The organism is Paenisporosarcina sp. TG-14, assembly GCF_000297555.1.
Taxonomy (GTDB): Bacteria; Bacillota; Bacilli; order Bacillales_A; family Planococcaceae; genus Paenisporosarcina; species Paenisporosarcina antarctica.
Map to the genome: position 1 here is coordinate 14,595 of NZ_AMGD01000041.1, position 26,753 is coordinate 41,347.

Below are 26,753 nucleotides of genomic sequence, written 5' to 3' on the forward strand. Positions count from 1 at the left end.
CCTCCAGTTAGGGGAGTACTTATGATTGAACAGAACGAGAGAATGTGAGGTCAAGTAAATGTATCGAATTGGATTATTTTCTAAGATTTCAAAAACGACCATCAAAACACTCAGGTATTACGATGAAGTTGGGCTTTTACAACCGGACCACATCGATGTGACCAATGGCTACAGATACTACACTTCCGAACAGCTAATCCAGCTTCATCAGATTATCGCTTTGAAGCAGATGGGCTTTTCGATTGACGACATCTCGTCGGTGAAAGGCCGGAATAATCTTCATCAGATCCTCGACAAAAAAGAAGCTGAACTAGAGAGAGAAATAATGGCCTTCGCTGACAAGCTCTCTCGTATCAAAAACTATAAGAACGAACTTAAAAGGGGTTTTACTATGAGTTATCAGGCAGTAATCAAAGATTTACCCGAATGCATCGTTTACTCGAAAAAAATGCACATCTCTAGTTATGACGACTACTTCGAGTTAATTCCAGCCCTCGGAGTGGAAGTGATGGCCGCAAACCCGTTAATGAAGCTGTCCAAACCTGAGTACTCCTTTATCGTCTATCTGGATGGTGAATATAAAGAAAAGGATTTTCATGTAGAATTCTGTGAGGCAGTAGACCACTTTGGAGTTGAAACTGACTCAATTACATTCAAAAAAATTGAAAGTGACCAGGCCGTAACTGTCCTACATAAAGGATCCTACAGTAAACTTAGCGAAGCATATTCCTATGTGTTTAAATGGATTGAGGACAATAACTTCTCCGTTAGCGGTGACCCGAGAGAAAGCTACATTGATGGCATTTGGAATAAAGACAACGAAGATGACTGGTTAACTGAACTTCAAGTTCCCGTTGAGAAAAGCACCCAATAAATTAATGTCCTTACGGATTGAAATGCGTATACCCACTTATTAGTAGTGAGTCGATTGAAATTTACCAATCAAGTTTACAGTTCGTCTTACGAACACAACCACTTGTACCATAACCTTAAATGCAAAAGAGACGAGCAGGCAACCTCTCGTCTCTTTTTTGTGGCCTCCGATGAAAGTCCGTCCTTCGTTTCTTTGTAAACTTTCCCTTCATATTGGTTGCCACCCTCCAACGATGAGTCATTCAAATGAAACAATCTCACTTTTCCTTAACGACTAAATGATAATCTCACTTTTTACATCATACATTTATTAATAACTTCTAATAAGGGAGATATAAGGAATGAATATTCAAGTACGACAAGGCGATAACTTTTGGAGTTATAGCCAGCTTTTTAATATCCCTCTAAAATTGATTGCGGATTCTAACCCAGATGTAAATCCATCCAAGTTACAAGTAGGTCAAAATATTCGAATACCAGGATATTACGTTAATTTTTTTTCCATTAAACCTGGAGACTCCCTGTGGGGGATCGCTAATCAATTAGGTTTCAATATTAATACGCTCTATATTTTAAACCCAACAATAACCCCTAACTCCCTAAAGATTGGACAGTCCATTAATGTTCCTTTTAGAGTACAGAGTTCAATCGTTCAAGGAAATAGAAATTATACTTACAGTGCGTTAATGAATGATATTCGTCATCTCATTGAGATTTATCCGTTTGTATGGGCACGTTCAATAGGAAGTTCAGTTATGGCGAAGGAAATTACTGAGTTACGAATCGGTCGTGGAGAAAAAAGAGTACACTTGAATGGTTCAATCCATGCAAATGAATGGATGACGACACCTATATTAATGCAAACATTAAATCAATATTTGTTAGCACTAACAAATTCAGAAGACATAAGAGGACTTGATATATCCCCTTTTTATGATTCTGTTATTTTATCGATTGTACCTATGATTAATCCTGATGGTGTCGATTTAGTGATTAACGGTGCCCCTGATGAGGAGCCGTTTCGCAGTGATGTATTAGCCATCAATAATGGCAGTATGGATTTTTCCGGATGGAAAGCAAATATACGAGGTGTTGACTTAAATAATCAATTCCCAGCTCTTTGGGAAGAAGAAGCTCAAGGGAGACCTACTAAGCCTTCACCAAGAGACTTTCCAGGAGAAAGTCCTTTAACAGAGCCAGAATCAATCGCTATCGCGAACTTAACAACAGAATCAAATTTTGGTCGTGCTTTAACATACCATACACAAGGAAAAGAGATTTATTGGGGCTTCCAAGGGCTTGAACCAACAGAGTCTGAAACGATTGTAAATGAATTTTCTAGAGTGAGCGGTTACCTCCCTATTCAATATGTCGATAGCTATGCTGGCTATAAAGATTGGTTTATCCAAGAATGGCGAAGACCGGGATTCACTATCGAATTAGGTAGAGGAATAAATCCTTTACCGATTGATCAATTTTATGAAATATATCAAGAAAATCTCGGCATTTTTCTAGCTAGTTTATATATGTGAAGTGAAGCTTCTGGTTTAAAAATGAATAGCGGCCGAAGATGCAATTTCTGCCGCTCCTGTATTTCTACTACCTCTTAATAACACTGATAACGCTCCCACCATTCTTGAGTATCTTGATGCTTTATTAGCAGATCATCAGCAATTTGTAGAATACTCTCACTCAATTCAACATTCTCTACCCATTCAGAAGGAATACTGTTCAAACCCAAAAAAAATCCGAGAATATTACCCGTTATAGCACCAGTACTATCGCTGTCCCTGCTATGATTTACTGCTGTAGTTAATGCCTTCTTAAAATCCCCCCTGTACTTCAATGCACAATAAATTGAAATCGCTAGTGCTTCTCCCCCACCCCACCCCTCACCAATTTGTGTAATCGCCTCAGTATCAGAAATATCATTGTGAGAAAGCTCCAGAGCCTTCTCAATGCTTTCTCCGCACTCTCAAGATTTTTATGTCTTTCAAGCTCCATTAGTGTATCTTTGACCGCGGGTTCAATGTTCTGACCTTTTATAATAGAAGAAATCATAAATGATAGAACCCCGGCTTAAAGATAACCCGATGGATGTCCATAGTGAGAGCAGCAAACTCTACTGCCATATTAAAAGCAAGTGATTTTTCATAAAATATTCCTGTAGGCGCAACCCGCATAACCCCGCCACAGTCCTTGCTGTTCATCTATAGTCCCATGTTGCCCGCTTGAAAGAGCGAAATAAACAAGTATTTCCAGGAGCTCTCCTTGCATGAAGTTCTTTTTACCCCAGCAGCCAACCATCATAAACCCATTCATATTCTTCGATTCTTGGGTTCCCCTGTTTCAGCAGCCATCTGATACGACTGACGGAGGATGACAAACCCCTTTTGACATTCCTCTATTTTCAGCTTTTAAGATTCCTTCAACTGTGAATAGAGTCATTTGTGTGTCGTCTGTAATTTCCGAAATCCCTGATGATGATAGTTGCAAGTCTTGAAATTATAAACTCTTGTCTTTTAAAGATTTTATGATTTTAGAACAATTTAATTCATTGCTTGTACAATAAGGTGTAAAATAGAAAACAAAAGCGGAAAGGCTTAGTAAGAGGAGGATCCCATTTGAAATTATTCGCAGCTAGAGGATTTACCTTTTCCGTATCATTTTATGCTTTATTGCACTTCATTACATATTTCTATGATGATGCTGCCTTTTTCGTTTTTTTGCTTTCTGTTTTCGGCTTCCTTACCTTGATTTTTGCCTATTGGTTATTGCCAGTGAAAAATTTTCAACTGCAGCTATTTTTGATAATAATGTCTTTACTTGTGCTGTTTTTTACTAGTGATTCAATGTGGAACGATTTAATTGAAGGATTAACACAAATGCGAGAATTAATTGGACTATTGCTCATTGTGCCAATGATCAGTTGGGTATTAAAAGAAGAGCCATATATAGAAGAAATTATGAGCTTTTTCCATAACCTGCTTAATAAAAGCCAACGTTTTTATTTTGGATTGATGGCTATGACACAAGTAATTTCTCACTTTTTGCTATTCGGAGCAGTACCGATGATGTATCGTTTTATCGATTCTTTTTTGAGTGAACATAAAGATGAAGCATGGGAAAACTTTAAAGGAACCGCCATTTTGCGTGGCTTTGCTTTATCTACAATGTGGGTCATTAGTATTCCAAGTTTTATCTTTGCTGTAGAGGCACTTGGAGCAACTCTTTGGAAGTCGATGCTGTTGGGCTTCATTTTCGCGTTTGCTGGAACACTGCTTGCTGTTGCTTTTTCCTACTTTAAGGAAAAGGATTACAACGCCGATTTTACAACAACTTTACAGTTGGAAATTGACAAAGCAGTAAAAAACTCTCGCAATCCAGGCTATTGGAATCGAGATGTAGCAGAATTTATTTTCCTTTTTATCTCACTGTTTGGAACGATTTTTCTTGCCCATGAAATTTCAGGACTGGAATTTTTACTGGTCATTCCAATGGTTATTCTTGTTTGGACTTGTCTTTACTTTCTCATCAAAAGACGAAAAAAGAGTTTCCTTACTAATAATACATTCTATTTGTCTCAAGGGATTGCAAAACAGGCTCAGCAATTCAGTATTTTACTGTCGGCTGGCTTACTAATTTATTCCTTGAATCAGACTACTGTCGGACTTTACGTGATTGGTGGCATGAACTTTTTGACTGATATCGTGCCGGTAATCAATATTCTTTTCTTGATTCCATTTATCGTTATTTTCCTTGGATTCATTGGGTTAGGCCCGTTGCCTGTCATCGTCTTAGTAGCGGGGATATTAAATGGAGTTGAACTGCCTTATCCACCTGAATTGATTGTGCTAGCCATCACTTCTGGAAGCGTCATTTCAATTATTCTATCGCCTTTTGTCATGCCGGTTATTATTTTAAGCAGCGTCAATGGACTCAGTGGCATAAAAAATGGACTCCGCTTCAATTTGAAATTTGCTATCGCATTTTATTTTCTAGTGCAGGTGTTTATTCAAACGATAGTTCTTTTATAATTTTTGAGTTGAAGGATATAATAGTCAAGTGACTGCAATGGCGAATTTAAACTACAAATTCACAATCATTATAGTAATTGATTGACAATTAATCTATCATGTTTTTAGGGCGCACTCGAACTCAATCTGAAGCAATATAACCTAAATAACAAAAGAGGATGAGCGGGGCAAAAGCCTTCACTCATCCTCTTTTACTATGTCGAATCGTGCCGCGTCATGTGCGTCCTTCTTAATTGGTGTCAGCCATGTTAAATTTTGATATCAATCCAGATTAAGTTGAGTTTTAAATAACAGAAATTAATCTACACTCCTTAAGATTGCGTATCCTTTGTGTACTTTAATTGTTGCTATTAGCTCCCCTTTGCGTGCTTGGTCTTCCAACTTTGATCCAGTGTCATCCTCTAGATAGTACTGCTCAATAGGAATTGACACTCTCACTTTACCCTCGTTAATGTATGGGGTTAGTATGCCTTTAATGTAGGTACCTGATTTTGGCTTACTAACTGTTAAGCTAGTAACTTTGTGGGTTTCCGTTTCATTACTATATGCTAAGAGTATATACACTTTTAAGTCATCTTGAGGGTAACTACCGGTTGTGTTGTCCTCAAGTCTTTTGCGTAAAGACTTTTCGACAACATCAATCGCTATGTTTTCCGCTTCGAAGTCTAAATCCACATAGTCGCCGTAGAACAAGTTACTAGGATCTACCGGCACTGTTTGTAGCCTTACTGTTTCGCCATAATAGATTGTGATCAATGGTTTTACTGTCATGCTTAACAAAAGTATGACTGGAAGAAGAAGAGAGATTAAAAATAATTTATTCTTTGAGAGATTCTTCACTCTTAACCATCTCCTTTCTCCGCGTCTTTTCAAACCAGTAGCCTAGACCTAGTAATAATAAGCCCCCTATGATGAAAGCAATTGATTTGTCCATAAATGCTAGTGATAGATCTACATAGAAACGTAAGACGAACACACAGACAATTGCTACTCCGAACAGATTCTCTTTTTTAACAAGTGTCAGTGCATAGATTAGATAGAAGACTGAGAAAACAACTGACGCTATTAAAGCTTTGGAGTCTGGCGCATCCATGTAATTGCCTAGCCCCTTGTAAAACATAGGAAACCATACATCAGGAATTGACAATATTAAAGCAGTTGGGAAATGTAGTAATGTCCCTGTTAACCTCATAAAATCTTTATAATCCGTATGTTGTATATAAGTTATGAGCATCCATAGTGTGAAGTAGAAAAGTGCTATGGCTGCAAAATTTTCATACTCGAAGTGATAAAATAAGAGTGCTGATAATATTAGTGTAAATGTGAAGTTGACGATGAATAATGGTCGTGACTTATGCATAATTACATGTCCTATATAGAAAAGAATCGGTACCGCTAATAGAGCTACATAAGGAAAATTGTTATGTTCGAATATAGGTTCGAATAAAAAATGCATGGCAATGAATTGATAGAGTAAAACAAAGTTTGCAATCATTAGTTCAACTGATTTATTCATTACAAAATAATTTAGTGCAAAAAGTGCTGGAATAATGGCGATTGGTAAATACTTGGTCCAGTCATCTGCAAACATGAAGGTCATTTCAATAAATTGATAGAGAATAATGAAGTTTACCACTTTTACATACATGTTGTTTCGCGTGAAATAGTAACCAAATGCAAATAATGCTGGAATGATGAGAATAGGTGCATATTCTAATAACCCATCTGCAAAAAGAAACTTTATTTCAATAAATGCATAAACAAATACTAGACTTGCTACTTTTAATATTTTATCTTTTAAAAACAACGCTAATGGCAGAATACCGATTCCCCACATTAAGAAGGCATCTTCTAAATTTCCACCTAAATGAAACATCTGTCCGATATAGAATATTTCAGCACCATATGCAAATGCCCCTATATAATAAAAGGCTCTAGAGAGATGCGGTTTTTTCTTTTCTAAAGTAAAGCCCACAACATAGAACACGATAAGCGTACTTAATAATATTGAAAATTTGAATGTCTTCGTAAGCTCTGACCAGTTACTCGCCACAAAGCTTAGAATGCCTAAACCTATTAGGATACCTCCAATGATGGATAGAATCTGTACTGCGTTCATTTTAACCAGTTGTGGTTGCACTTGTTTTGTTGGAGATTCGTATAAATCAATCAATTTATTCGATTGCCCTTTATCTAAATGGCCTGTTTTCTCTAGAAAAATAAACTCCTTTTTAAGAAACTCATAGGTTAATCTTGAAACTCTTCTCTTCAAATGACACCCTCCTTACTCATATGATAATATTACCATTTTTAGAGAATATTCATATACTTTATTAGCTCAGATTCTTTTGATGTTTTCTCAACCATGGTGGGTTCATAAATTGTGCAGTAAAAGTTGTAATTAGTATGGGAATACATTCTGTATCTAGTTATGTAATTACTGATTTCACTAGTAATCACATGCAAATAAACCCCTACACGCTTATAATAGTAAAGCAAATACATACAATTTAGCACGTACAGGGAGTGTCAGCGAATGGATAAGTTGATCCGACTTTTAACCATTGATGATTTGTCTTATCTCGAAGCAATGGAAACTGGAATAAAAGATGATTACGTCATACGAATTTTCAATAAACTCGTAACAGGCGACAATCGACTATATGGATTGTTTTGGGGTGACAAACTTGTCAGTATTGGTGGATATACGATTTTTGAGAAACGATATGCCATGATTGGAAGAATGCGCAGTGACCAGCGCTACAGAGGAAACAGTTTGTCTTCACAATTGATGGTCCAAGTCATAGAAGACGTGTTTAAACTACCGGATATTCAGTGGGTCGGGGCGAATACTCAGGAGGAAAATCTTCCAGCTCAGCGTGTCCTGCAAAAACTTGGACTTATAGAGCTTGCAACTCTCCAGGAAGCCACCACAAAGAATGTTTCCTCGCTTGAAAATGGTGCACGTGCGTGGCAGGAAGTGTACGATCTTGATCGGAAGAAGAAATGGATTAATCAGTTATACGTGAAAACAGGTGCTATTTTTCCATATGAATGCTATTACGCTTTCCCTGCTTCAGAGGAATTATTTCCTGAGGAAAAGCTGATGAAGTGGTCCTTTTATGAAAATGAAACTGCAACAAGGGTACTGATTACGAAATCCGATTTAAAAGACCATTATTACCTTCATACGGTCTACCCGTGGAATGACCTAATGGAACAGGAAGGGCTATGGGAAACGATAGCTGCAGCATATCGAAAGTTAGCTGATTATGTTGTGTATGAAACCTATATTTGGATGGATTTAACCAAGGAAGCAACACAGTCCCTACCAAGTGACCATCCCTTCGTACTCCCCTCTCCCTGGATTTTATATGGAATAAATCGAGAGCAAAGAAAGACCTAACAAGTGACTTTTTTCTGAGCCGGTCAGGTTTCCAGGTCTGAACCAAATTTACTTTTAAAAAAGAGGATAAGCGAGACAAAAATCCCTGCTCATCCTCTTTTTTTACTGGCCATCCTGCGGTGATGTGTGTCCTTCGTTTCATGTATTAAAAAGTAATCTTTTTTTCGTAGCTTGCTCATAATAATAAGTAGTTCAATTAACCTTGTAACACTGTAAGCCGTTGCACTAAATGTAACTAAGTTCTGTACTATTATTTATGCATTCCACATTAGTTGAAGAACTTTAAAGTTGATGTAACGTTTACGTTAATTCTCCATATTGTTTTTCTTCGACTTACTTCTACCATTGATGATAATTCTAATTAGGCCCCCTTTAAATATTTGAATAATCACAAAGTTCAATTAAAGTCCCATCAGTTGATGAGGGATTTACATAAATGAGTCTTCTTCCACGTGTGTTAGTACGTAGCGTGTCTTCTAGAAAACGAACTCCACTTTTACTTGCCTCGAGTATTGCTTTGTCCAAATCATCAACTCGATATGCAATATGATGCACCCCTTTTCCTCGTTGCTTTATAAACCGAGCCATTGGAGAGTTCTTATTGGTTGGTGCCAGTAATTCAATTACTTTATCATTAGTTCTGACAACAGCAACGTGCACTTCAACACCAGATGTATCACTTGTATAACGGTCCTCTAATACACCATTTAATACATTAATATAAAACGGAAGAGCGTCATCAATACTTCTAACGGCAATTCCAACGTGATCTAAAACATATTCCAATTTAGTACCTCCTTTTGCCCTATAACCTTTTATTTTTATTGATACAATAATATTCTTTAATTTAATTTTGTAAGAACAAAAATCAGATTTATCAGTATTTTATTGTCACATTCTTTTTTAGACAAACAATCATTGTTATAATATTATATCGGCTATATTAACATTTTCCCTCTTCTTTCGCTCTTACATAAATTTTACTTATTCTTTTATAGAATCCACGATTTCTTATTCGTGTCAATTCGGTTAGTCTTGTTTTTAATTCTAACACTTCTAAATCTACACAGGAAGAATCAGTGAGAGAGCGTAAATTATCTTGTTTAAATGAATAAATAGAAAAAGGAAGACCTTTTCTTTTAGAATTAAGTCACCACAACCAATTCATAGAAAAGATGCCTTCCCTATGAACCATTTTATATAAGATATCATGCAAGCTCTAGTAAAAAAAAGACATTACAGAAGTGTTCCTTTACACCTAGAGGTTGCGGAAAATACAGAAATGGAGCTTCCCTCCACCCACAGACGATTTCAAATATGACAAAAGTGATGAGCGAACAAGTCGAAGCCTTTAAATAACCTTCTTTAGTTTGTTTAAACTGAACTACCTTAGTAGACTGATATGGACTTCTCAAGCAATGAACTCTGCTAACAGATATAGTTCAACTTCTTCTCTCTATAAAATGTTAAATGTAGCTTCTGCTAAGCAATGTCTTAGGGGGTTCCATTTTTGACTGGATGGTATTCAAGAAATCAATTACCACAGAAGTCGTAGAAGCTGCACGGAATAGCTTGGTGATTGGACGAAAATAATGAAGAAACCCAGCTAATCCTCTCATTTCAAGATAGCTGGGTTTTAACGTTAAATGCGTAAAATACCAACTAAAGTGACACGCACAGAACACTATAAATGTAGGGTGTTCATTAACTCCTAGTTTTCTCAACAAAGCTTTGATTTCCCTTATTTCATCATTAATTCTGAAGGTGTTTACTTCCTAATCGGTATGTTATGTCAACCTGCGTTGCATGCAAGTTGAGTATGTGAATCGAGATTTTACGGACGGAAAGATTAATGTAGTAAACTTATCCCTTGTTTTGGCTAACGGTTACTTAGTTGAATAACCGATACCCCTAGTACAGAAATTTAAATTATTTTTCATTTGTACACAATTCGACATTTTTTTACAATACCAATGTTATAATATGTTGATATAATATGTTCTATTGATTTAATGCTGGATTTTAAAAAAGAGGAATGATGAAAAATATGCACAGTAAAATGTTCTTATTAGGGCGAATAATATTGAAAAAGAAAGTTATGTACCATAGAGCAAAGCATTTTGGTTTTACGCACGCTAATGTAGTTGCATGTAGTCAAGAACTCGACGTATTACTTAATCAATACCAAGAAATAAAAGGATTCTATTGAGTTGATTAAGTTTTAACTAAATATAAACTAAAATCGCAACCATACAACAGGGTGAATGCGATTTTTTATATTATCTAAGTGAGTACACAGGAATAGGTAAGTGAAAATATACTTTGCTATGAAAGAAATCCTACTTCTGATTCACTTGAGTCTTCTTGGGCGTTCATCATAAGGAGCAATTCAAGTGCAGACATATCAGGAAGCCTTTTCAGAAAAGATTGGGCAGCATCAGATTATCCAGTTCGCAAACTTATCTCTATTAATCGAGCGGTCGGACTTCTACCGGAATAAGATAGTTGACCAACCGCTCCCGGCGTGACTCGTACTGTGCAGGTAACTGGGGAATGGGTTCTGACGGAAGCCACCTTGCATCTCCGCTAATATTATGATGCCCAGTGATTCGCCTTCCTGTACACCGCCCGAAGAGTCATAGCTGATGATGCCTGCCGTCTTATTGTTTCACTCCATGTATACGTGAACAACATTAGTCTTAACTCCTTGGACTGCCGGGGTGTTTGTGGTATTATCTTTAAAACGTATTTGTGTTATTAAACATACCTACTATATATTGAATTAGGATGGTGATTTTATGAATAATCGAGCAGAAAAGCGTCGAAAACAAATATTGCGCGCGACTCTTAATGCGATTTGCGATAAAGGTTTTTCTGCTGTTACCCTTCAAGAAATTGCTGACTATGCTGACGTTAGTAAAGGAGTAATTAGTTATTACTTTACTAATAAAGAGGATGTTTTTTATCACCTGCTTGATTGGATGACAGAGAAGATCTATCAGAATGAGTATGCAGCAATTAACAAAGAAGATAAAGCAGTTGACAAATTACGAGCCTATGTAAACACTGCATTCAAAAGTCCTGAAGAAAATCGGGTATTTTACCGAGTATATCTCGAATTTCTTGCGCAAGTGAATCAAAGTGAGCGATTACGAAGTATAAATAACAATTTTTATAAAAATTGTTGGTTCATAGGAAGCGAAATTATTAAAAAAGGACAATCTGAAGGTATTTTTACAAATGTGGATATTGAAAAAGGAAGCTATATGATACGCTCATCAATTGATGGCTATCTTCTTCAATGGTTGATGAGAAATGAAGAACAGTTACATAGTTTGTACCGGGAGAATTGTTATGAAACAGTCATTGCTTATTTAAACAAAGCACCTACTAATGATTCAAAAATATAATTTTTTTAAATAAAAAAGATTGACTGGTCATTTTATTATTGCGTATAACTGCTTACTGTTATATAGTAATTTAAAATACTTTGATGAAATGAGGAATAAATCGTAGTTCCAGCTATCAAATCAGGCAATATCAACTTGAACAACCGTTTTAGAGACAATGAATACAATTAAACTGGAGGTAATTCCTATGAAAGATACTAGCTTTCGTGCATTAGTAGTAAATAATAATGAAAATAATATTTCTGTAAACGTTACTCGTCTAAATTTAAATGATCTGCCTCAGGGTGATATCGTCATTCGTGTTGCTTATTCTAGCGTCAATTACAAAGACGGTCTCGCTGTCATTCCTAATGGACAAATTGTTAACACATATCCTCATATACCAGGTATTGATATGGCTGGTACCGTCGTTTCATCTACTAATGCTCGTTTTAAGGAAGGTGACGAAGTAATTGCGACAAGTTATGAGATTGGTGTTTCTCATTTTGGGGGATTTAGTGAATACGCTCGCATTCCGTCCGATTGGATTGTTCCCTTGCCTAAAGGGCTAACTATGAAACAAGCAATGGTTTATGGAACAGCAGGTTTTACAGCAGCTCTTTCAATTCAACGATTAGAAGAGAATGGCGTAGGTCCCGACAAAGGTCCGATTCTGGTTTCTGGAGCTACTGGGGGTGTTGGAAGTTCCGCGGTGTCCATTCTATCTAAACTTGGCTATCATGTAGTTGCTAGTACTGGAAAAGAATCAGAACATGAGTTTTTATACAGCATTGGAGCGAAGGAAGTCATTTCACGTCAAGAATTGCAACCCGAAAAAATAAGACCAATTGATAAACAGCGTTGGGCTGCCGCAATTGACCCAGTTGGAGGAAAAACTCTTTCATATATATTAAGTACAATGAAATATGGAGGTTCCGTTGCCGTCAGCGGATTAACAGGCGGAATCAGTGTCCCTACTACTGTCTTCCCATTTATCCTAAGAGGAGTTAATTTACTTGGAATTGATTCAGTGAATTGTCCTATGACTACGCGTGTCGCGCTTTGGGAACGAATGGCTAATGAATTCAAACCGGATATGCTAGATAAAATTACAAGTGAAACAACGTTAGATGAATTACCAACAACATTGTCACTTATCATTGAGGGGAAATTAAAAGGAAGAACAATATTGAAACTGTAGCAGGGATAATACACCTCGATTATTTTACGAGAATAACATGATTTGATTATCTCGCAGCTTGAATGGGTAACAGCTAAGGGCGCTTTTATAAGTGAAGTGCTTAGCTTACCAATTAGCTTCTACAAAAAACAACTTTCCTTAATTCAAATATATACGTGAACCGAACTAAATAGTAAATAACCTTCCAATTAAATGTCATTGGAAGGTTATTTGTTCCTGAGTGTGAACACAGAGTTGCCAAATTGTATAAGCCAATCATTGTCCTTTTCTCATCAAAAAGACTTTTTTATACTCACCTATTAGAAGCTATAAATTAATTCTTCTTTAATAGTGTGTTTTTATCATTTACTTGAATAGAGAATATAGAAAATAAAAAGAGGTTAGGATATGAGTGTCAAATATTTTACTAACATCTAATGGGTTCTTTACTGATTAGTGGTCATTTAGAGAATAAAAAGGCAACTATTATTACAGGGAGTATGAAGAATCATTATTGTTATAACTATATAATAGAAGAAACTCATTTCATATTTAAGATTACCTAACGCACAAAAAATAAAAATACGAGACAACATCTTATTAGGGCAAAAAAGAAAGTTATGTAGTCAAGAACTCGACGTATTACTCAATCAATGTTGGCTCTGCTTATTGCTTTCTAGCCTTTAGATGTAGGATCCAACTACCGATTCCCCCTCTTCTATATAAAGAAAATTTAACCTATTGTAAGATTTGAAAAAATAATAAGTAGGTCTTCCTAAACTATGAAGGCATTACAAAAGAGTTGCTCCCTCAAAAGTAAAATGGCAACCTTCAGTGAATCTGGAGGTTGCCATTTTTCATATATACTCTATCTCAAAAACGATGGTTTTTAGATTTTAAAAGGTTATCTCTTATTGATTGGTTCGCTTGAGCTTTTACCATACTCACCGTCTACATCACCCGTTATCTCAGAAACTTTAATATTTTCTAAATTTATCTCTAATCCTAATTTAGCATAAAGTTCTGATAGATGATCACCATCTATTCGATAGTTTACAACTTTATTTTTATATTTGAATGAAGAAACCCAGTAATTTTCTTACACAAGATTGCTGGGTTCTTCATTTGTATAGATTTGGTCAGTTGCTGCTTAGTATCATCCCTCCTAAACAGACGGTCCATTCGACATCTGGTCCTAGTTAATTCTTGTATGATCAATGTTAATCGATCCACTGTAAACGGAGCCACATTCGTGTGTAAATAAGTTGCAGTCCCTAATCCTATCACAACCAAGCCGATTCCAAAACAAACCGCTTTGCTGTGGCACCCCACTATTTTTGGAAACCGTTGGCGTTCTAGCGCCATCGGTTTTTTTGCCATTATGAACTCTCCTAATTCATCCATCTATTTTCATGTACTCTTATTTTGGGCCGATGGTGATTACTTTCTGTTCCAGTTGTAATGTCAACACGCAGTGCATACCCCTTATAATGTCAGTTAAATAATCAGTCTCTTCATCCATTTTCGGTATCGTAGAGACTGTCCAAGCTTGGTGTTAAATACCAATTCATTGATCACAAGTTGTTATCTGCCCTCCATTTTCAAAAATTTGTCCAAACAATAAATTATTTTGTGAATTTTTTCACAATTACTAGCATTCCCGGAATATATTCTGTATATTTATTATATTCAGTTTTAAAGGAGTAGAAAAAGCTCTTAATAAATAGTGTTTGTTGGAGACACTCCTGTAAACCAAATCATCATAATACGTTTAATAGGCCTTATGAATGTAACATTTTCAATCTTTTTTTTTAGTATTCTTATAAAAGGCTCATCTAAACACTGCTCATGTTGTCTTCTTTATTGAATTTGATTTTGGAAGGGGGGTGAATTTATAAAGAAAAACTATAAGATATCCCACATGTTAGCATCAATTAATTCTTCTGAGAATTATTGGAGAACACAAGAATAAAATAATTTTCAAAGTAAAAAAATAGGAGGATTTTTCATGTGGGTTATTACACTCTTTTTAAAGAATGATATTAAGATGTACGAATTTAATAAAGAAGAAGAAGCAAGGAACGCTTTAAAGAATATTAAAGGTAGTAGCAAGATTCTTTCCCAAATCATCTATTATAATGATCCTTTATTTGCTTAAATGTTTGAATAAAAAGAGCTGAGCGTTGGGCCTTGGCCACGCTCGGCTTTTTTGCCTTCTAGCCTTATATTAGGATCTAACTACCGATTCAAACTAAAATGAATCACAAATTGATGGATAATAGCATCTCGTAATGAAAAGAGTACCCCTCTAGCAAAGAGATACCTCCTCCTTTCCTTTTACTGGAATAAATAGGAATCCCAGCCCCACTAAATAAGTCTACATATGGTTCGTGTCTAAACCTCAAAATGAACTGCTAATTCTTTTTCGGTGACTATTTTTCTATCTAATAATATATAAATGATTTCAAATGTCTATTGATGGTCATAGAAATCCTCCCGCAAGCTTTCCTTACATAAATTGTTTTTCCCTTTTCTCTATGAATTGCTCTAAAGCTTGTTCGCTTTCAATATCTATTTTCATTTAGATATTGATTGAGAATAATATTTTCTTTTACAGCGCTACCATTTACACCATAACGAAAATCTACATCTTCTAATATTTCTTTAAACGTAATTTCGTTACCCCTAATGCCCCCTTTACTTTATTGGCTTTGACAGGTATCAAGCTTGCATAATTCCCTTCTTTTTCAACGGTTACAAGTTCGTTGGTGCAAAAATGGTATTTACATTATTTGTGGTGTTCTTTTGGCTCACCATTCGATCGCATGAAAGCACTTGGAATTGATTACCGAGCAGCTGCAGAGAATATTGCAATCGGTCAAAAATCAGCTGATGAAGTTGTAAAAGGATGGATGAACTCACCTGGTCATCGTGAAAATATCATGAATGCTAATTTCACTCATATTGGAATTGGATACGATGCACAAGGTCATTACTGGACACAACAATTTATTCAAAAATGATAAAATCAGAAAAAACGGTCATCTCACTATTAGAGATGACCGTTTTTTCTATATTTTTGCAACCTTATATACATAAGAATATTCTATGATTGTAAAGAAATAAATGGAAACATTGTAAAACCTTTATCAAATTGTCCCAAACAATCTAGAGCTAAATTCCTGAAAGAAATCAGGCTTTTTTGCTACATGTTATTCAAATAATGATTCTACTAAAGATTTAGGAAGAGCCTTTTCTCCCCCGATGATGTAATACTTTTCAGCTAAATCAGCATACTTAGAAATTGTGTTTTTCGTTGTTTGCTGAGCAACAGATGGATTTGTTAAAATCAACGGATTGCCTTGAACAGCTGCTAAAGCAGAGCTAGACAATGCATCGGGATAATTTGAACCAGTTGCAATAAATGGACTGGACATATCAAGTTCATCAGCAAAATAATTAATAATGCTACTATTCGTATCATAACGAGTTGTACCACTAATTCGTTTATGGTCTATGAAACCATTGGCAATCTTATTTGGAACAACAGATGTCCCACCAATAACAAAAGTCTGCTTAAATTTACTTGATTTCACATATTGGCTAACAGAATCTGGAATTTCATTTTTCTTCGTTAAAAGAATCGGTATTTTAAGTGATGCAGCAATTGGTGCGATTGAAAGAGCATCTGCGAAACTTTCACCTGTCACTACTACTGCCTGATCTGTACTTCCAAGTTGTTTAGCGATATTGACAGATGTTTCATATCGATTGGCCCCACTGATTCTTGAGATATTCGTAATACCTAATCCTTTAATATCTTTTTCAACATTAGTTGTAATAGCGGATTTTCCGCCAACTAATATTACTTTTTTAACTTTTAGACGTTTAAGCTCAGCCTTCACAGTAGCTGGAAGTGCGTTTGTATTTGTTAATAAAAGAGGTGCATTATTTTTATAGGCAAGCGGTGTTGCACTTAATGCATCCGGATAATTTCGTCCTGTCGCAATGACCGCAACGTCTGATTTATCCCAGCCTTTAGTTGACACATTTACTGCTGTTTTATAACGATCTGACCCAAAAATACGTTCCATTGAGACTTCCTTTTTATCAAGATAACTTACTGCACCGTTGGCATCAAGTCTCCCCCAGCCGGAAACATTATCGTATCCTGGTACAGGCTGTTCAATGGGGTAAGGATCCTCTTCATCATATGGATAATCACCAATGTCATCTCCCGGATTATCTTGCTCATCAAATGTAACGTCATGTGCAGTTTTTGACAAAATCTTTTCTATTTCACTTGGTAATAAATCTAAATTTCGCGAGAGAAGAAGTCCTGCTACTGCAGCCACATGAGGAGTTGCCATAGAAGTTCCGCTCATAATTGTGACATTGCCATCAGGCATAAGACTCGGTATTTCTGTACCTGGTGCAACAAGGTCTAGTCCACTTCCAAAATTGGAATAGTCCGAAACAATGTCAAGACGATTAGTTGCTCCAACTGAAATAGCATATTGAGAAGATGCAGGATAAGAGATTTCTTCATATGCATCATTTCCGCTTGCTGCTACAACGGTTACATCATGATCATTTGCATATTTGAGCGCATATTCGAGCACCCTGCTGTACGATCCCCCTAGACTAAGATTAATGACATTAGCCCCATTGTCCACAGCATATTTAATGCCATACGCAATTTGTTCCGTGTCGCCACTACCACTATCGTCAAGCACTTTAACAGGTAGAATTTTAGTGTATGCATTGATGCCAGCCATTGAATACTGATTACTTGCTTCAGCTGCAATGATGCCTGAAACATGAGTACCATGGCCATTACCATCCATTGCATTTGAGCTATTATTAATAAAATTATAGCCAGAATTTGCTAATACACTGCCACTTAGATCTGAAAGCGTATGATCAACCCCGGTATCTAACACTGCAATAATCGAATCTTTCATTTGCTTTCCTTTTAATGATTCCTGAAGCTTTTCAAATTGAATATCAGCATCTGGTATTCCTTGACTGCTTCCATCGTTCTTTAATGACCATTGATAAGGGTATTGTGAATCTGCTGATAATGCATGATATTGCTGAACAGGTTCAACAAATTCTACATCAGAAAGCTTTGAAACCTGTTCAGATGTTGCTTTTAAAGAGTTAGATGATACATTAAAATCAGATGAGCTACCTTCAACTTCCATCACATACATATTCGGGAAGACTGAACCCTTCGCTTCAAAAGGAGTAATTGACTCAATACCAAATGACTTCGTTTTCGGTAGGATGTTGCTTAGTTTTTTACCATCTTTAATTTTGACAATTAAACGATTTTCAATGCTACTTACATTTGATTTAGCAAATCCGCCCTTTGTCAGAATCGAAGAGACCGTTTTATTTGTTAAATTCGAAATATCTATGCTCTTTCCAGTTTTCAAGATTTGATCTTTTAAGAAATTTGGAACAGAATCTAGAGAAATTGAATACAAATTGTTGATTGATTTCTGATCTTCTTTTGTAATTTTGTAGGCACTCGCACTGCCATTTGTTGAAACGTCAGTAAATAATCCTTTCAATTGCATTAAATCATTATAAACGTTGTCTCTTATCGTTTTACTGAATACCATTTTTGAACTTAAGAATGGAGCAATTTTATAGTACATAGCAGACAAATCTTTTCCTTTATCTGTTTTTGCTAGAATGTCTTCACGGATAGTTCTTAAATCTTTTAATATGTTTTCGCCATTTTCTCTTTGTTTAGTGCTTAGTTCCACAGGGCACTCTTCTGTGCCTTCTGCGACTTGATTAGTTGGAGGGAGTGTAACGCCATCATAGCTAATCGTGTAAGGGGTAATCACATCTTGCAGCTGTTCTATTTCACCCTCACTATTTTCTTCACCATAATATTCAACCTTTATGTAATAAGGTCCAATCCATGCAATTGGAAAATCAATAATTGCAGGTTGATTTTGATATGAATAACCCATGTATCTATCAAATGCTTGATTTTCTATCGCATTTTCTAGACTAGAGAAAACTGTTATGTTTAACTCTTTTTCAGATTGAAGCTTCATGCGTAAATGGGTAAAATCAGTAATTTCACCTTCAGTTGGGTCTACTGTATACCAATGAATTTGTTCTGAAGATTCAAAAACACCTTCTACTGGAGTTGAGTTAGTTAATGTTGTTTCCTCTTTAGGCACAGGTGCTTCAGCTGCCTTAATTTCCTTCAACGGAATTTGGCTGAAGAATAATACTGAAATTAAAATGAAAACCATTAATCTTGTAAACTTTCTTTTGTTCATATGAAAACCTCCACTTAGCATATTAAAATACCTACATTTTCCATTAAACTATAAAAGACTAATATATGTCAATCAATTTTTCTGAATTCATGAACTATAATTCCATACAATTCATGGACTGTGAGGTTAAGCGGAATGACGGACTTAGCCTAATAAATTATAGACCGATAGGTTTAGGCTTTTACTGCTCTATATATTGAAATTAACTGCTTCATTCCCTCATTGCAAATCCACGTCTCACCTATTTAATTTGTAACCTTTCCTGTAATCATGGGACAGTTCCAAATTGACTATGTAAGGTAGGTATAGACACTCCCCACATCCCATAAAGAATGTGTCAAACGATGGCCCAGAGGGAATTGATAGGACACTAAGGCGGTGGACCCCAAAAGAACGGGTGGAGCATTTAATAAGAGATTTACACGCCTTTATAAAAGAACGTGTACCTGAAGCTCTTTACTTACCTACGAACGTTCTACCAATTGAAATCCCAAGTTATAGCACTGGAGATATCGAGTTGTACCTAGAAGAAAGACGTATCGACATGTGGCAACAAATCACTTCCCGTAACATTTGGGAAGTTCGTTACTAATTTAAGAAGCGATTTATCCAGGATTGTATGGACCATTTACCTCTTGATAACAAAAATATATTGGATTTCTATTTGCAGTACGGAATTCTTGAAGAACAAATTACGTTTTCAGTCATCGATTACTTGCGTGGACAATATAAGAAAAAAGATTGTAAAGCGCCCATGAAAGAGCTAGTAGATCAGCTTTTCATGAGCGCTTTTTCTATTGATTATCTACGTGAAGTGATTGAAAAACATCTGATTATATCATACAACCATTCTTGTATTTAAATAATTAGTTTCTAATCCGCCTTGTAAAGGCAGCCTGTTGTTCCACTAAACTGTCCCTTGTTAATTTAAGTACAATAATTCACATTTAATTAAGTTTATCAAACACTAACGCAATTAGACGGGATACCGACAATTAACGCCCCTGATAAAAGGTAACAAATACTTGTGAAAATAAATTTCAAGATAACATTTATAGCCCCTGCAAAATCATTATTAAATCTTGTCATTCCTATCCCTACAGTCTAATCATAGTTTTAATGTAATTGTGTCACTTATTCCTCCTAGGTTGACATAACCCACGGATTAGGAAGTATTCAACTTTCTTACCCCATGTGAAAAGCTGCCTTTTAAAGGCAGCCTTTGCTTCACCCGTTAATTTAAAAGAACCAATTATAGGCTTTAATAAAAAGAGAATACCATAGGCACGCTCTACTTCGCTGTTGTATCTTCTATAATCCAATCCACTGCACTTAATAAGTCAGGGAAAACAGCATCTGCAAGCGGATCACTCTTACCCAAAAATACTCCCTTTGTACCTGCCTTCTTCCCTGCGATAATATCTGTATCGGTGTCTCCTACCATGTAGGATTGGAATAAATCAATATCATACTTTTTACTGAGGTCAGTAATTAATTTGCTGTTTGGCTTGCGACAGGCACAGCCCGATTTTGGTTTATGAGGACAATAAGCCACATCATGAATAATTGCCCCTTCCTTCTTTAATTCAGAAATCATATGGTCATGTATTTTATTGAGCTCAGTTTCCTTCATGAATCCCAATCCAACACCGCCTTGATTAGTTACTACAAATATGAAATCAAAGAAAGGATTCAATTTTTTAATTGCTTCTGGAACACCTGGTAAGAAGTATAGCTCATGTGGCTTATTTACAAATTTAACCCTTTCCGTTAGCACTTCATTTATTACTCCGTCACGATCCAAAAATAAAGCCTTCTTCATTAACATCACACCTTTTTATATATTAAAACCCGTTCAAATATGAACAAGGTTAGGCGATTTCGTGGGATATCTCCAAAATTTCGTCCATCACTTTTTTGATGAACAACTTTTTTAATCTTCTATTTTATTACCATCCATTAATTTTGAGAATTTTTTCATTTCTGGATCCTGTTTTAAAATGAAATTGAATGGATTTTTCTCTTGTACGAATTCTGAACCGAACTCAGCATTAAAATTGTTGTTTCCTTATATTGAAGATATCCCAAGCATTCCATATTAATTAACCCTATAATAAGTTGGGTTATGTTCGCTTAGAATAGACGACTTTTATTTTTTTCAATCATTATGCTCGTGATCTGGGTTTTCTTAAAATCAAAACGATTATTATTACTAATAGGCTAACTACAATCGTCTCATATGCATTTTCTCTAATACTAGATCCTAACACCATTAACTCAGGATTAAATAATAGTAAAATGATACCTATGCCAATTGCTTCTGCAAATTTGTTTATAAACGTTTTCATAAGAGTTATTTCCTCCTTTCTTCTTTTCTCTTTCATATAGCAACTCAATAAATAACCCTATTACATATTTAATTTATATACTGTATCTACTATTTGATAAGTTTAAGGACAAGTCTATTAATAAAACTATTAATTCAATAATGAAGAAAATGGTCATTTGTTTTATTATTAGCAACTAATTTGACTTTTATACATACTTTTAAAAAAATTAATTTAACGAAATACAGTTAAAAACATTCAGCCCTTTTCTCCATCCAAGAACCTGACCTACTGACAATTTATTTAATTCACCGTTGATTGGAACATCCACTTTTATATCATTAACAAGTGCACTATAAAACTGTCCGCAGGCATGATAACCATCAGCCATTAGATCAGACACTAAATTCTCTTCATACTCAGTTAATTGCAATCGACCTTTTTGCCGCCATTCATTTAATATGAATTTATAGTTGCTTAATACATCAGTATCTACCAATGCTTTCCAAACATTCTGATCTTTTCTTACAAGCATCTTTTGTGTTTTTTGAACAGCAGATTCAAAACTAACGCTAATAGATCCAACTTTTCCTTGGAGTGATACAGCTTTCTGATGTTCTGCGCTAGCAAGCATGTAATAAAAGAATTGACATCCGATAGATGAATTCTAATGATACTGATATTTTCAATTAATTTTGCTATCATTACTAAATCATCAATATCTTGTGGAGTATGAAAAAAATATACTTTATATTTAAAATTTTTAACTTTAACTATTAATTCTTCTAAGTGTGCACTTAATTGATACGACCTTCGGCTACACATTATGAAGAAAAACAAGATTTTTTGCTCTATGAAAACAAAAAAAGACAGGGCGTTTAGCCCCGTCCTTCTTCACACTTCAATCCCATTTTGTTTTTGATTAAGCTATAACTTCTTTGACCGTTTTTGAAACCAACGCATTGTCTGCTTTACCAGCTACAAGTGGTTTGATGACCTTCATGGCTTCACCCATGTTCGTACCAGAACCAATACCATTCTCAACAAGCAACGCACGAATTTCATCAGCAGTCATCATTTGTGGCAAGTAGCTTTCGATGATGGCGATTTTTTCTTTCCCGTAGTCGATATTGTCCTGGCGTTCAACTTTTTCAGCATCTACCAACGCTTGTTTTGTCTGCTTGAGTTCTCTTTGAACGATAGCCAACACTTCAATTTCCGTCAATTCCGTTCCTTTTTCCTTTTCAGCGGTAGTGATATTGGAAATTATCATGGTCAAAATTCCTTTTTTCAATACTTCTTTGTTTCGCATGGCAGACTTGAATTCTGCTTTTAGTTTTTCTTTTAACATCTGTATCACGTCCTATTCCCTACTTATTAGTTTTAAGTTTAAGCCAATATTGCCTGTTTCGCCATTTCGAGGATACTTTGCTCCTGATAGACGACGAATTTCACTTCTTCGTTTGTTTGTAGTTCCAGTAATGTGCATTGCCTGTTGCATCCTTTTGGTATAACCAGAAGTTCTTGTAATCTCGAACAGGATGGCGAATCATGGAACATCTAATGCGCTCGAGTCTGGCGCCACACATAAAAAAAGCCTGATTCTATTTCAGGATATTACTGATCCATTTATTGAATTAACTTCTTGATTCCATCTTTACTAATCCATGCCTCACCAATTTTAACTGCTTATATTGAAATCTTATCTGTAATCGCACCACAAAGATTTGACGATGTAGATGTAATAACCTATCTAACGCCATAGAAGTGTATTGCAAGAACTGCCTCCTTCAATTCCAGAGTAAATCTATTCCCATTATTAATGGGATTATATAAACCCTTTTGCAAGATATGAAACAACGTGTTATAAGCATCGTGACTTTATTTAAAATCAACACTATTCACTGTATGGCTCCCACAGACGTTACACTAAGGGAAAATAACAATAATAAAAAACACGGCCATATCTTGAAATGCCGAACGAGTTACTGGTCAACATACAAGACTTAATCCATCATTTTATATACAATAGCAATGAAAGACGAATTAGGTTTTTTAAAAACTCCATATTAATTAGGTCCAAATTTTATAAATCGGAGGGATGAAAGTGTTTAATAAATTCAAGAAATTAATAAATAATCCAAAAATACAAAAGACAGTCAAAGAAAAGGTTCTCCCATTGGTGAAAAAAGAAATGGAAAAGAGAAAAACAAAAAAGTAAGACTTTCGATATTAGAATTCGGATGATCCATCCTTAGTAAGCGTATAACCAAACATTAACTAGCTGTACATCTTATAAAGTTCATTTTCTTTTACCGTGTATATCATTTGTAACCCCTAATGCCTTCTCATAGGGGTTTTTTTGTTACAGAAACATTGATTAATCCGCTGAACTGAATGATACGTTTTCATCATATTTTTTCATTTAATTTCTTTACCCTATACTTTTTACTAGGGGAGAATTTTGATCAGATCAGCTAACAGCTTTTAAATCTTACAAGGCTCAGCCTTTTATAAAAAAGTTTTTTAAATTTTCATAGGAATTCAATATGTCCTACAATTTAATCCCCTTATTTTTGGACTGGATTATATAGCTGCTATTGCATTCCCACTTATAGTGACCCACATTAAATTCCTTTAGGTTTACTAAATACTTGAAGTATTTCGGAATATTGCAATCCCAGTTTAAATTTTCTATTTTTAGGGAATAAGACCATTAATTGAGTAGACATTAGAACAAATATTTAAGCCACTTATGTTCTGGTTCGTGTAATTCAAGTGCATATCGAAGCCATTGTTTCTTCTCACTATCTAGATAGTCCTTAATCGTCATAAAGTCTTTTTGGTCTTTTTGGTCTTTTTCTCTTGCGTTCCTCGCCTTATATAAAAGTACAATTTCTGGATTTAGATAGGGAATACCTGTTTCAGAATAACTCCAAACTGAATTGAGTGGGTAGGCAATTCTTAAATCTCTTCTGAATTTCCAATCATTATTGAATCATTGGGATCTCTAATTACCTCAACTAGATTTTTGTTCGTTTCTGCGTATTAGCCAGTCTCTCTGAAATTCGATTCCCTAAAAACCTAATTTCTGCAACTGTTTTTCCAGTTACATTTTCTACAATCTTCGTCAACGTATCTATTCCAATACCACGATAAGCCCAACTTTCCCCGGCAAGAACTCTCGCAGTATTTTCCCTTCACCATATTTTAGTCCATGTGTATGAGTTAACAGATGTCTAAGAGTTGTATCTTCGAATAATTGCGGCTCACTTGTAGAATAATATTTTGTTACTAAATCATCTATAGATTCTATGTATCCTTTATAAATAGCGTATGCAACAGTAAAGCCGATGTAACTTTTCCTAACTGACGCAATATGGAATTGTGTATAAGGTTTGATTATGTGGTTCAATCATGATCTGTCTTTCATTATTGGAAATATCAATCATCCATAGCTACGTATTTCACTGACTATCCCACAGCTTTTGTTAAACTACAGAAGCATCAAATCGACTAAGTAAGGTTGGTTACGACAATTCCCTTCCCTAATATCGTAACTAATTTCTGATTAATGACCATACAAAACATTCAGCACTAATTTTGTCGTGTTGGATATGGCTCCACTCTATATAGAAGAATCTCATAAGTCTGTATAGTTATAGATTCCTTTTAATCTATTCGATTGTTGTTTGTTTTGAATTGATCTACGAAATCTGGGCGCCACAATGAACTTCAATTAATCGAACCAAGGTGTTTGATCTTAACATTGTTAAAGATTGCTGTGCCGCCCTCAGAGAAGATGGTAATTCCTTTATCATCAAACTCCGGGAATATCAAACTTGAGTAAGTTATCTTTCCATCATCCACAAAGACTTCAATACTTGTTTTATCAACTAGGATCTTCAAGTGAACATATTGCTTACTAGCGTCAAATGGTGCATTACTTTCAACATATTGGTTGCTTTCATCAGGGTGTCCTGTAAAAGCTCGATTGACATAAGAGTATTTTTCTTCTACAGAGATTCCTACGTCAACGTGGCGTTTTTGATCTGCTGATTCTCGAAGTCTTAAGCCTACATTATTGGTCTCTGACCAAGATATATCTGTCTCTAATTGATAAACATCACCTGTTACATCAAGTGTTTCGGAACCATTCACTTCGATTTGTTCATAAGTGTCCGTTGAATTTGTCAATTCATTCAATTCATCGATTGGTTGTGAGACTAAATGATATATTTCGTCGCCTTCATGCTTTAGTTCAATTTGACGAACAATGGAATCCATTCCGTTAAAATCTTCTTGTAGTGTCGGGGTATTATGGACATAATCCCAATTATTCATCCAAGCGAGAGCATAACGTTTGTTGTATTTATCGCTTTCTGTTCCATCTTCAAACGTTACTCCACCATACCAATCGAAGCCATAATCTAACCATTGCGGTTCATTGTGATCCGGGAAAAATTCCATTCCATCAAAGTTTCCAGTCCAATAGGCGTAAGTGTTTGGCTTACCAATCGATTTCCCATTTGCGCTGACACCTAGTACCCATTTTAATGTCCCGTCATCTGCACGCATCAAATAAAGATCTGGGCACTCCACAAGTCCGATATTTTCCGTAGAAAAACCACTCGTATAATCCCAATCTTTCAAGTTGTAAGACTCATAAAAACCTATTCTCGTTCCTTCTGCCATAACCATTACCCATTTATTTTTACTGTCATCCCAGATGATTTTCGGGTCTCTAAAATCCTTTGTGCCTGGATTTGGCATTATAGGATCGTCACTGTAGGAAGTAAACGTATTTCCATTGTCAGTACTGTACCATAGAAATTGTTCCTGTTTACCGCCATCCATAGAGGGCTGTGTCACAATCGCCACAAGAGCGTCTTTTCCAAAGCCTGCTGTATTTTCCTCGTCTACAACGACTGATCCCGACCATGGATCCCCATTTTCATTTGTATATTTCGGAATGGCTATCCCTTCATCATTCCAGCGAACCAAATCCTCTGATGTTGCATGCCGCCATTCTGTTCCGTTTCCATTCGGATAATCCCCATTATAGAGGTAAAAGTAATGATACTTTCCATCCAAATAAATCGGCCTCTGAGGATCGTTTTTCCATTTGTCAGACGTAGTGAAATGGTAGTTAGCTCGATACGATTGCTCTTCATGCTCCACTGTTGATTCCCCCGATTTTGTGACTAGATGGGCCAATACTCCGATAATAATA

General features: G+C 35.7%; 23 protein-coding genes and 3 pseudogenes. 11 read left to right on the plus strand and 15 right to left on the minus strand.

All coding sequences use genetic code 11. The features are described 5' to 3' along the window. Nucleotides 1–58: 58 nt before the first annotated feature. Nucleotides 59–874 carry a MerR family transcriptional regulator gene (locus C406_RS0112805; protein ID WP_017381035.1) on the plus strand — a complete coding sequence of 272 codons (816 nt, stop codon included), beginning with the start codon at nucleotides 59–61 and terminating at the stop codon, nucleotides 872–874. 340 nt (nucleotides 875–1,214) lie between these two features. Beyond that, entirely contained in the window at nucleotides 1,215–2,405 is a 1,191-nt protein-coding gene (locus C406_RS0112810; protein WP_017381036.1) for a M14 family metallopeptidase, read from the plus strand. Between the two features lie 74 nt (nucleotides 2,406–2,479). Here the strand turns inward: C406_RS0112810 and C406_RS20895 are convergent, their stop codons facing one another. Beyond that, nucleotides 2,480–2,833, minus strand: coding sequence for an ADP-ribosylglycohydrolase family protein (locus tag C406_RS20895; protein WP_081503767.1), 354 nt, complete (start codon nucleotides 2,831–2,833; stop codon nucleotides 2,480–2,482). Nucleotides 2,834–3,222: 389 nt separating this feature from the next. Further along, nucleotides 3,223–3,369: an ADP-ribosylglycohydrolase family protein gene (locus tag C406_RS20900; protein WP_202802083.1), complete on the minus strand. Its 147-nt coding sequence runs from the start codon at nucleotides 3,367–3,369 to the stop codon at nucleotides 3,223–3,225. A 128-nt stretch (nucleotides 3,370–3,497) separates the two neighbouring features. Here C406_RS20900 and C406_RS0112830 point away from each other — a divergent pair, with 128 nt between their 5' ends. Continuing rightward, complete coding sequence (locus C406_RS0112830; RefSeq protein WP_017381040.1) at nucleotides 3,498–4,910, plus strand: hypothetical protein; 1,413 nt, start codon at nucleotides 3,498–3,500, stop codon at nucleotides 4,908–4,910. A gap of 297 nt (nucleotides 4,911–5,207) precedes the next feature. Here the strand turns inward: C406_RS0112830 and C406_RS0112835 are convergent, their stop codons facing one another. Together C406_RS0112835 and C406_RS0112840 are read right to left on the minus strand one after the other, a co-directional pair. Beyond that, nucleotides 5,208–5,750, minus strand: coding sequence for a GDYXXLXY domain-containing protein (locus C406_RS0112835; RefSeq protein ID WP_017381041.1), 543 nt, complete (start codon nucleotides 5,748–5,750; stop codon nucleotides 5,208–5,210). Next, nucleotides 5,728–7,182 carry a DUF2157 domain-containing protein gene (locus tag C406_RS0112840; protein WP_017381042.1) on the minus strand — a complete coding sequence of 485 codons (1,455 nt, stop codon included), beginning with the start codon at nucleotides 7,180–7,182 and terminating at the stop codon, nucleotides 5,728–5,730. The genes C406_RS0112835 and C406_RS0112840 overlap by 23 nt, the downstream gene beginning before the upstream one ends. A gap of 264 nt (nucleotides 7,183–7,446) precedes the next feature. Here C406_RS0112840 and C406_RS0112845 point away from each other — a divergent pair, with 264 nt between their 5' ends. Then, the gene (locus C406_RS0112845) at nucleotides 7,447–8,316 is read left to right on the plus strand and encodes a GNAT family N-acetyltransferase (RefSeq protein ID WP_017381043.1); all 870 of its coding nucleotides are present in this window, start codon (nucleotides 7,447–7,449) and stop codon (nucleotides 8,314–8,316) included. 372 nt (nucleotides 8,317–8,688) lie between these two features. On the opposite strand, the gene C406_RS0112850 is transcribed toward C406_RS0112845, so the two are convergent. Further along, nucleotides 8,689–9,102 carry a VOC family protein gene (locus C406_RS0112850; protein ID WP_017381044.1) on the minus strand — a complete coding sequence of 138 codons (414 nt, stop codon included), beginning with the start codon at nucleotides 9,100–9,102 and terminating at the stop codon, nucleotides 8,689–8,691. A 1,252-nt stretch (nucleotides 9,103–10,354) separates the two neighbouring features. Here C406_RS0112850 and C406_RS20250 point away from each other — a divergent pair. From C406_RS20250 to C406_RS0112865, 3 genes are all read left to right on the plus strand, one after another. Further along, nucleotides 10,355–10,525, plus strand: a complete 171-nt coding sequence (locus C406_RS20250; RefSeq protein WP_017381045.1) for an aspartyl-phosphate phosphatase Spo0E family protein — start codon at nucleotides 10,355–10,357, stop codon at nucleotides 10,523–10,525. Nucleotides 10,526–11,114: 589 nt separating this feature from the next. Next, complete coding sequence (locus C406_RS0112860; protein ID WP_017381046.1) at nucleotides 11,115–11,726, plus strand: TetR/AcrR family transcriptional regulator; 612 nt, start codon at nucleotides 11,115–11,117, stop codon at nucleotides 11,724–11,726. A gap of 187 nt (nucleotides 11,727–11,913) precedes the next feature. After that, the gene (locus C406_RS0112865) at nucleotides 11,914–12,906 is read left to right on the plus strand and encodes an NADPH:quinone oxidoreductase family protein (RefSeq protein WP_017381047.1); all 993 of its coding nucleotides are present in this window, start codon (nucleotides 11,914–11,916) and stop codon (nucleotides 12,904–12,906) included. A gap of 1,146 nt (nucleotides 12,907–14,052) precedes the next feature. Here C406_RS0112865 and C406_RS20535 read toward each other — a convergent pair. Further along, nucleotides 14,053–14,208 (minus strand): annotated as a pseudogene (locus C406_RS20535) (YitT family protein); the annotation flags it as partial. Between the two features lie 685 nt (nucleotides 14,209–14,893). Between C406_RS20535 and C406_RS20755 the strand changes: the two are divergent. Together C406_RS20755 and C406_RS0112880 are read left to right on the plus strand one after the other, a co-directional pair. Beyond that, nucleotides 14,894–15,043: a hypothetical protein gene (locus tag C406_RS20755; RefSeq protein WP_017381049.1), complete on the plus strand. Its 150-nt coding sequence runs from the start codon at nucleotides 14,894–14,896 to the stop codon at nucleotides 15,041–15,043. Nucleotides 15,044–15,686: 643 nt separating this feature from the next. Then, nucleotides 15,687–15,908: pseudogene (locus tag C406_RS0112880) on the plus strand (CAP domain-containing protein); the annotation flags it as partial. Nucleotides 15,909–16,097: 189 nt separating this feature from the next. Here the strand turns inward: C406_RS0112880 and C406_RS19605 are convergent. Next, the gene (locus tag C406_RS19605) at nucleotides 16,098–19,193 is read right to left on the minus strand and encodes a cell wall-binding repeat-containing protein (RefSeq protein WP_017381051.1); all 3,096 of its coding nucleotides are present in this window, start codon (nucleotides 19,191–19,193) and stop codon (nucleotides 16,098–16,100) included. A 334-nt stretch (nucleotides 19,194–19,527) separates the two neighbouring features. On the opposite strand from C406_RS19605, the gene C406_RS20760 reads away from it, so the two are divergent. Together C406_RS20760 and C406_RS20765 are read left to right on the plus strand one after the other, a co-directional pair. Next, entirely contained in the window at nucleotides 19,528–19,785 is a 258-nt protein-coding gene (locus C406_RS20760; protein WP_192812607.1) for a hypothetical protein, read from the plus strand. Between the two features lie 27 nt (nucleotides 19,786–19,812). Then, nucleotides 19,813–20,055, plus strand: a complete 243-nt coding sequence (locus C406_RS20765; protein ID WP_017381052.1) for a hypothetical protein — start codon at nucleotides 19,813–19,815, stop codon at nucleotides 20,053–20,055. A gap of 429 nt (nucleotides 20,056–20,484) precedes the next feature. Here C406_RS20765 and C406_RS0112895 read toward each other — a convergent pair whose 3' ends face one another. The 8 genes and pseudogenes from C406_RS0112895 to C406_RS0112930 form a co-directional block, all read right to left on the minus strand. Further along, nucleotides 20,485–21,015, minus strand: coding sequence for a D-glycero-alpha-D-manno-heptose-1,7-bisphosphate 7-phosphatase (locus tag C406_RS0112895; RefSeq protein ID WP_017381053.1), 531 nt, complete (start codon nucleotides 21,013–21,015; stop codon nucleotides 20,485–20,487). A gap of 343 nt (nucleotides 21,016–21,358) precedes the next feature. Then, nucleotides 21,359–21,541, minus strand: coding sequence for a hypothetical protein (locus C406_RS0112900; RefSeq protein WP_017381054.1), 183 nt, complete (start codon nucleotides 21,539–21,541; stop codon nucleotides 21,359–21,361). Between the two features lie 208 nt (nucleotides 21,542–21,749). After that, a complete protein-coding gene (locus C406_RS0112905; protein ID WP_017381055.1) occupies nucleotides 21,750–22,154 on the minus strand; it encodes a hypothetical protein in 405 nt (134 codons plus the stop codon). Between the two features lie 288 nt (nucleotides 22,155–22,442). After that, nucleotides 22,443–22,871 (minus strand): GatB/YqeY domain-containing protein, encoded by a 429-nt coding sequence (locus C406_RS0112910; protein WP_017381056.1) that lies wholly within the window; start codon nucleotides 22,869–22,871, stop codon nucleotides 22,443–22,445. 12 nt (nucleotides 22,872–22,883) lie between these two features. Then, nucleotides 22,884–23,009 carry a hypothetical protein gene (locus C406_RS21270; RefSeq protein ID WP_017381057.1) on the minus strand — a complete coding sequence of 42 codons (126 nt, stop codon included), beginning with the start codon at nucleotides 23,007–23,009 and terminating at the stop codon, nucleotides 22,884–22,886. A 1,242-nt stretch (nucleotides 23,010–24,251) separates the two neighbouring features. Then, a pseudogene (locus C406_RS21345) lies at nucleotides 24,252–24,512 on the minus strand (nucleotidyltransferase domain-containing protein); the annotation flags it as partial. Nucleotides 24,513–24,659: 147 nt separating this feature from the next. After that, nucleotides 24,660–24,935, minus strand: coding sequence for a serine hydrolase (locus tag C406_RS19945; RefSeq protein ID WP_026045698.1), 276 nt, complete (start codon nucleotides 24,933–24,935; stop codon nucleotides 24,660–24,662). Between the two features lie 320 nt (nucleotides 24,936–25,255). Next, complete coding sequence (locus C406_RS0112930) at nucleotides 25,256–26,749, minus strand: glycoside hydrolase family 32 protein (protein WP_443146802.1); 1,494 nt, start codon at nucleotides 26,747–26,749, stop codon at nucleotides 25,256–25,258. Between the last annotated feature and the right edge of the window lie 4 nt (nucleotides 26,750–26,753).

Coding starts and splice junctions, on each gene's coding strand:
- C406_RS0112805 (WP_017381035.1), top strand. CDS start 59: ATGTATCGAATTGGATTATTTTCTAAGATTTCAAAAACGACCATCAAA.
- C406_RS0112810 (WP_017381036.1), top strand. CDS start 1,215: ATGAATATTCAAGTACGACAAGGCGATAACTTTTGGAGTTATAGCCAG.
- C406_RS0112845 (WP_017381043.1), top strand. CDS start 7,447: ATGGATAAGTTGATCCGACTTTTAACCATTGATGATTTGTCTTATCTC.
- C406_RS20250 (WP_017381045.1), top strand. CDS start 10,355: ATGAAAAATATGCACAGTAAAATGTTCTTATTAGGGCGAATAATATTG.
- C406_RS0112860 (WP_017381046.1), top strand. CDS start 11,115: ATGAATAATCGAGCAGAAAAGCGTCGAAAACAAATATTGCGCGCGACT.
- C406_RS0112865 (WP_017381047.1), top strand. CDS start 11,914: ATGAAAGATACTAGCTTTCGTGCATTAGTAGTAAATAATAATGAAAAT.
- C406_RS20755 (WP_017381049.1), top strand. CDS start 14,894: ATGTGGGTTATTACACTCTTTTTAAAGAATGATATTAAGATGTACGAA.
- C406_RS19605 (WP_017381051.1), bottom strand. CDS start 19,193: ATGAACAAAAGAAAGTTTACAAGATTAATGGTTTTCATTTTAATTTCA.
- C406_RS20765 (WP_017381052.1), top strand. CDS start 19,813: ATGGACCATTTACCTCTTGATAACAAAAATATATTGGATTTCTATTTG.
- C406_RS0112895 (WP_017381053.1), bottom strand. CDS start 21,015: ATGAAGAAGGCTTTATTTTTGGATCGTGACGGAGTAATAAATGAAGTG.
- C406_RS0112900 (WP_017381054.1), bottom strand. CDS start 21,541: ATGAAAACGTTTATAAACAAATTTGCAGAAGCAATTGGCATAGGTATC.
- C406_RS0112905 (WP_017381055.1), bottom strand. CDS start 22,154: ATGCTTGCTAGCGCAGAACATCAGAAAGCTGTATCACTCCAAGGAAAA.
- C406_RS0112910 (WP_017381056.1), bottom strand. CDS start 22,871: ATGTTAAAAGAAAAACTAAAAGCAGAATTCAAGTCTGCCATGCGAAAC.
- C406_RS21270 (WP_017381057.1), bottom strand. CDS start 23,009: ATGCACATTACTGGAACTACAAACAAACGAAGAAGTGAAATTCGTCGT.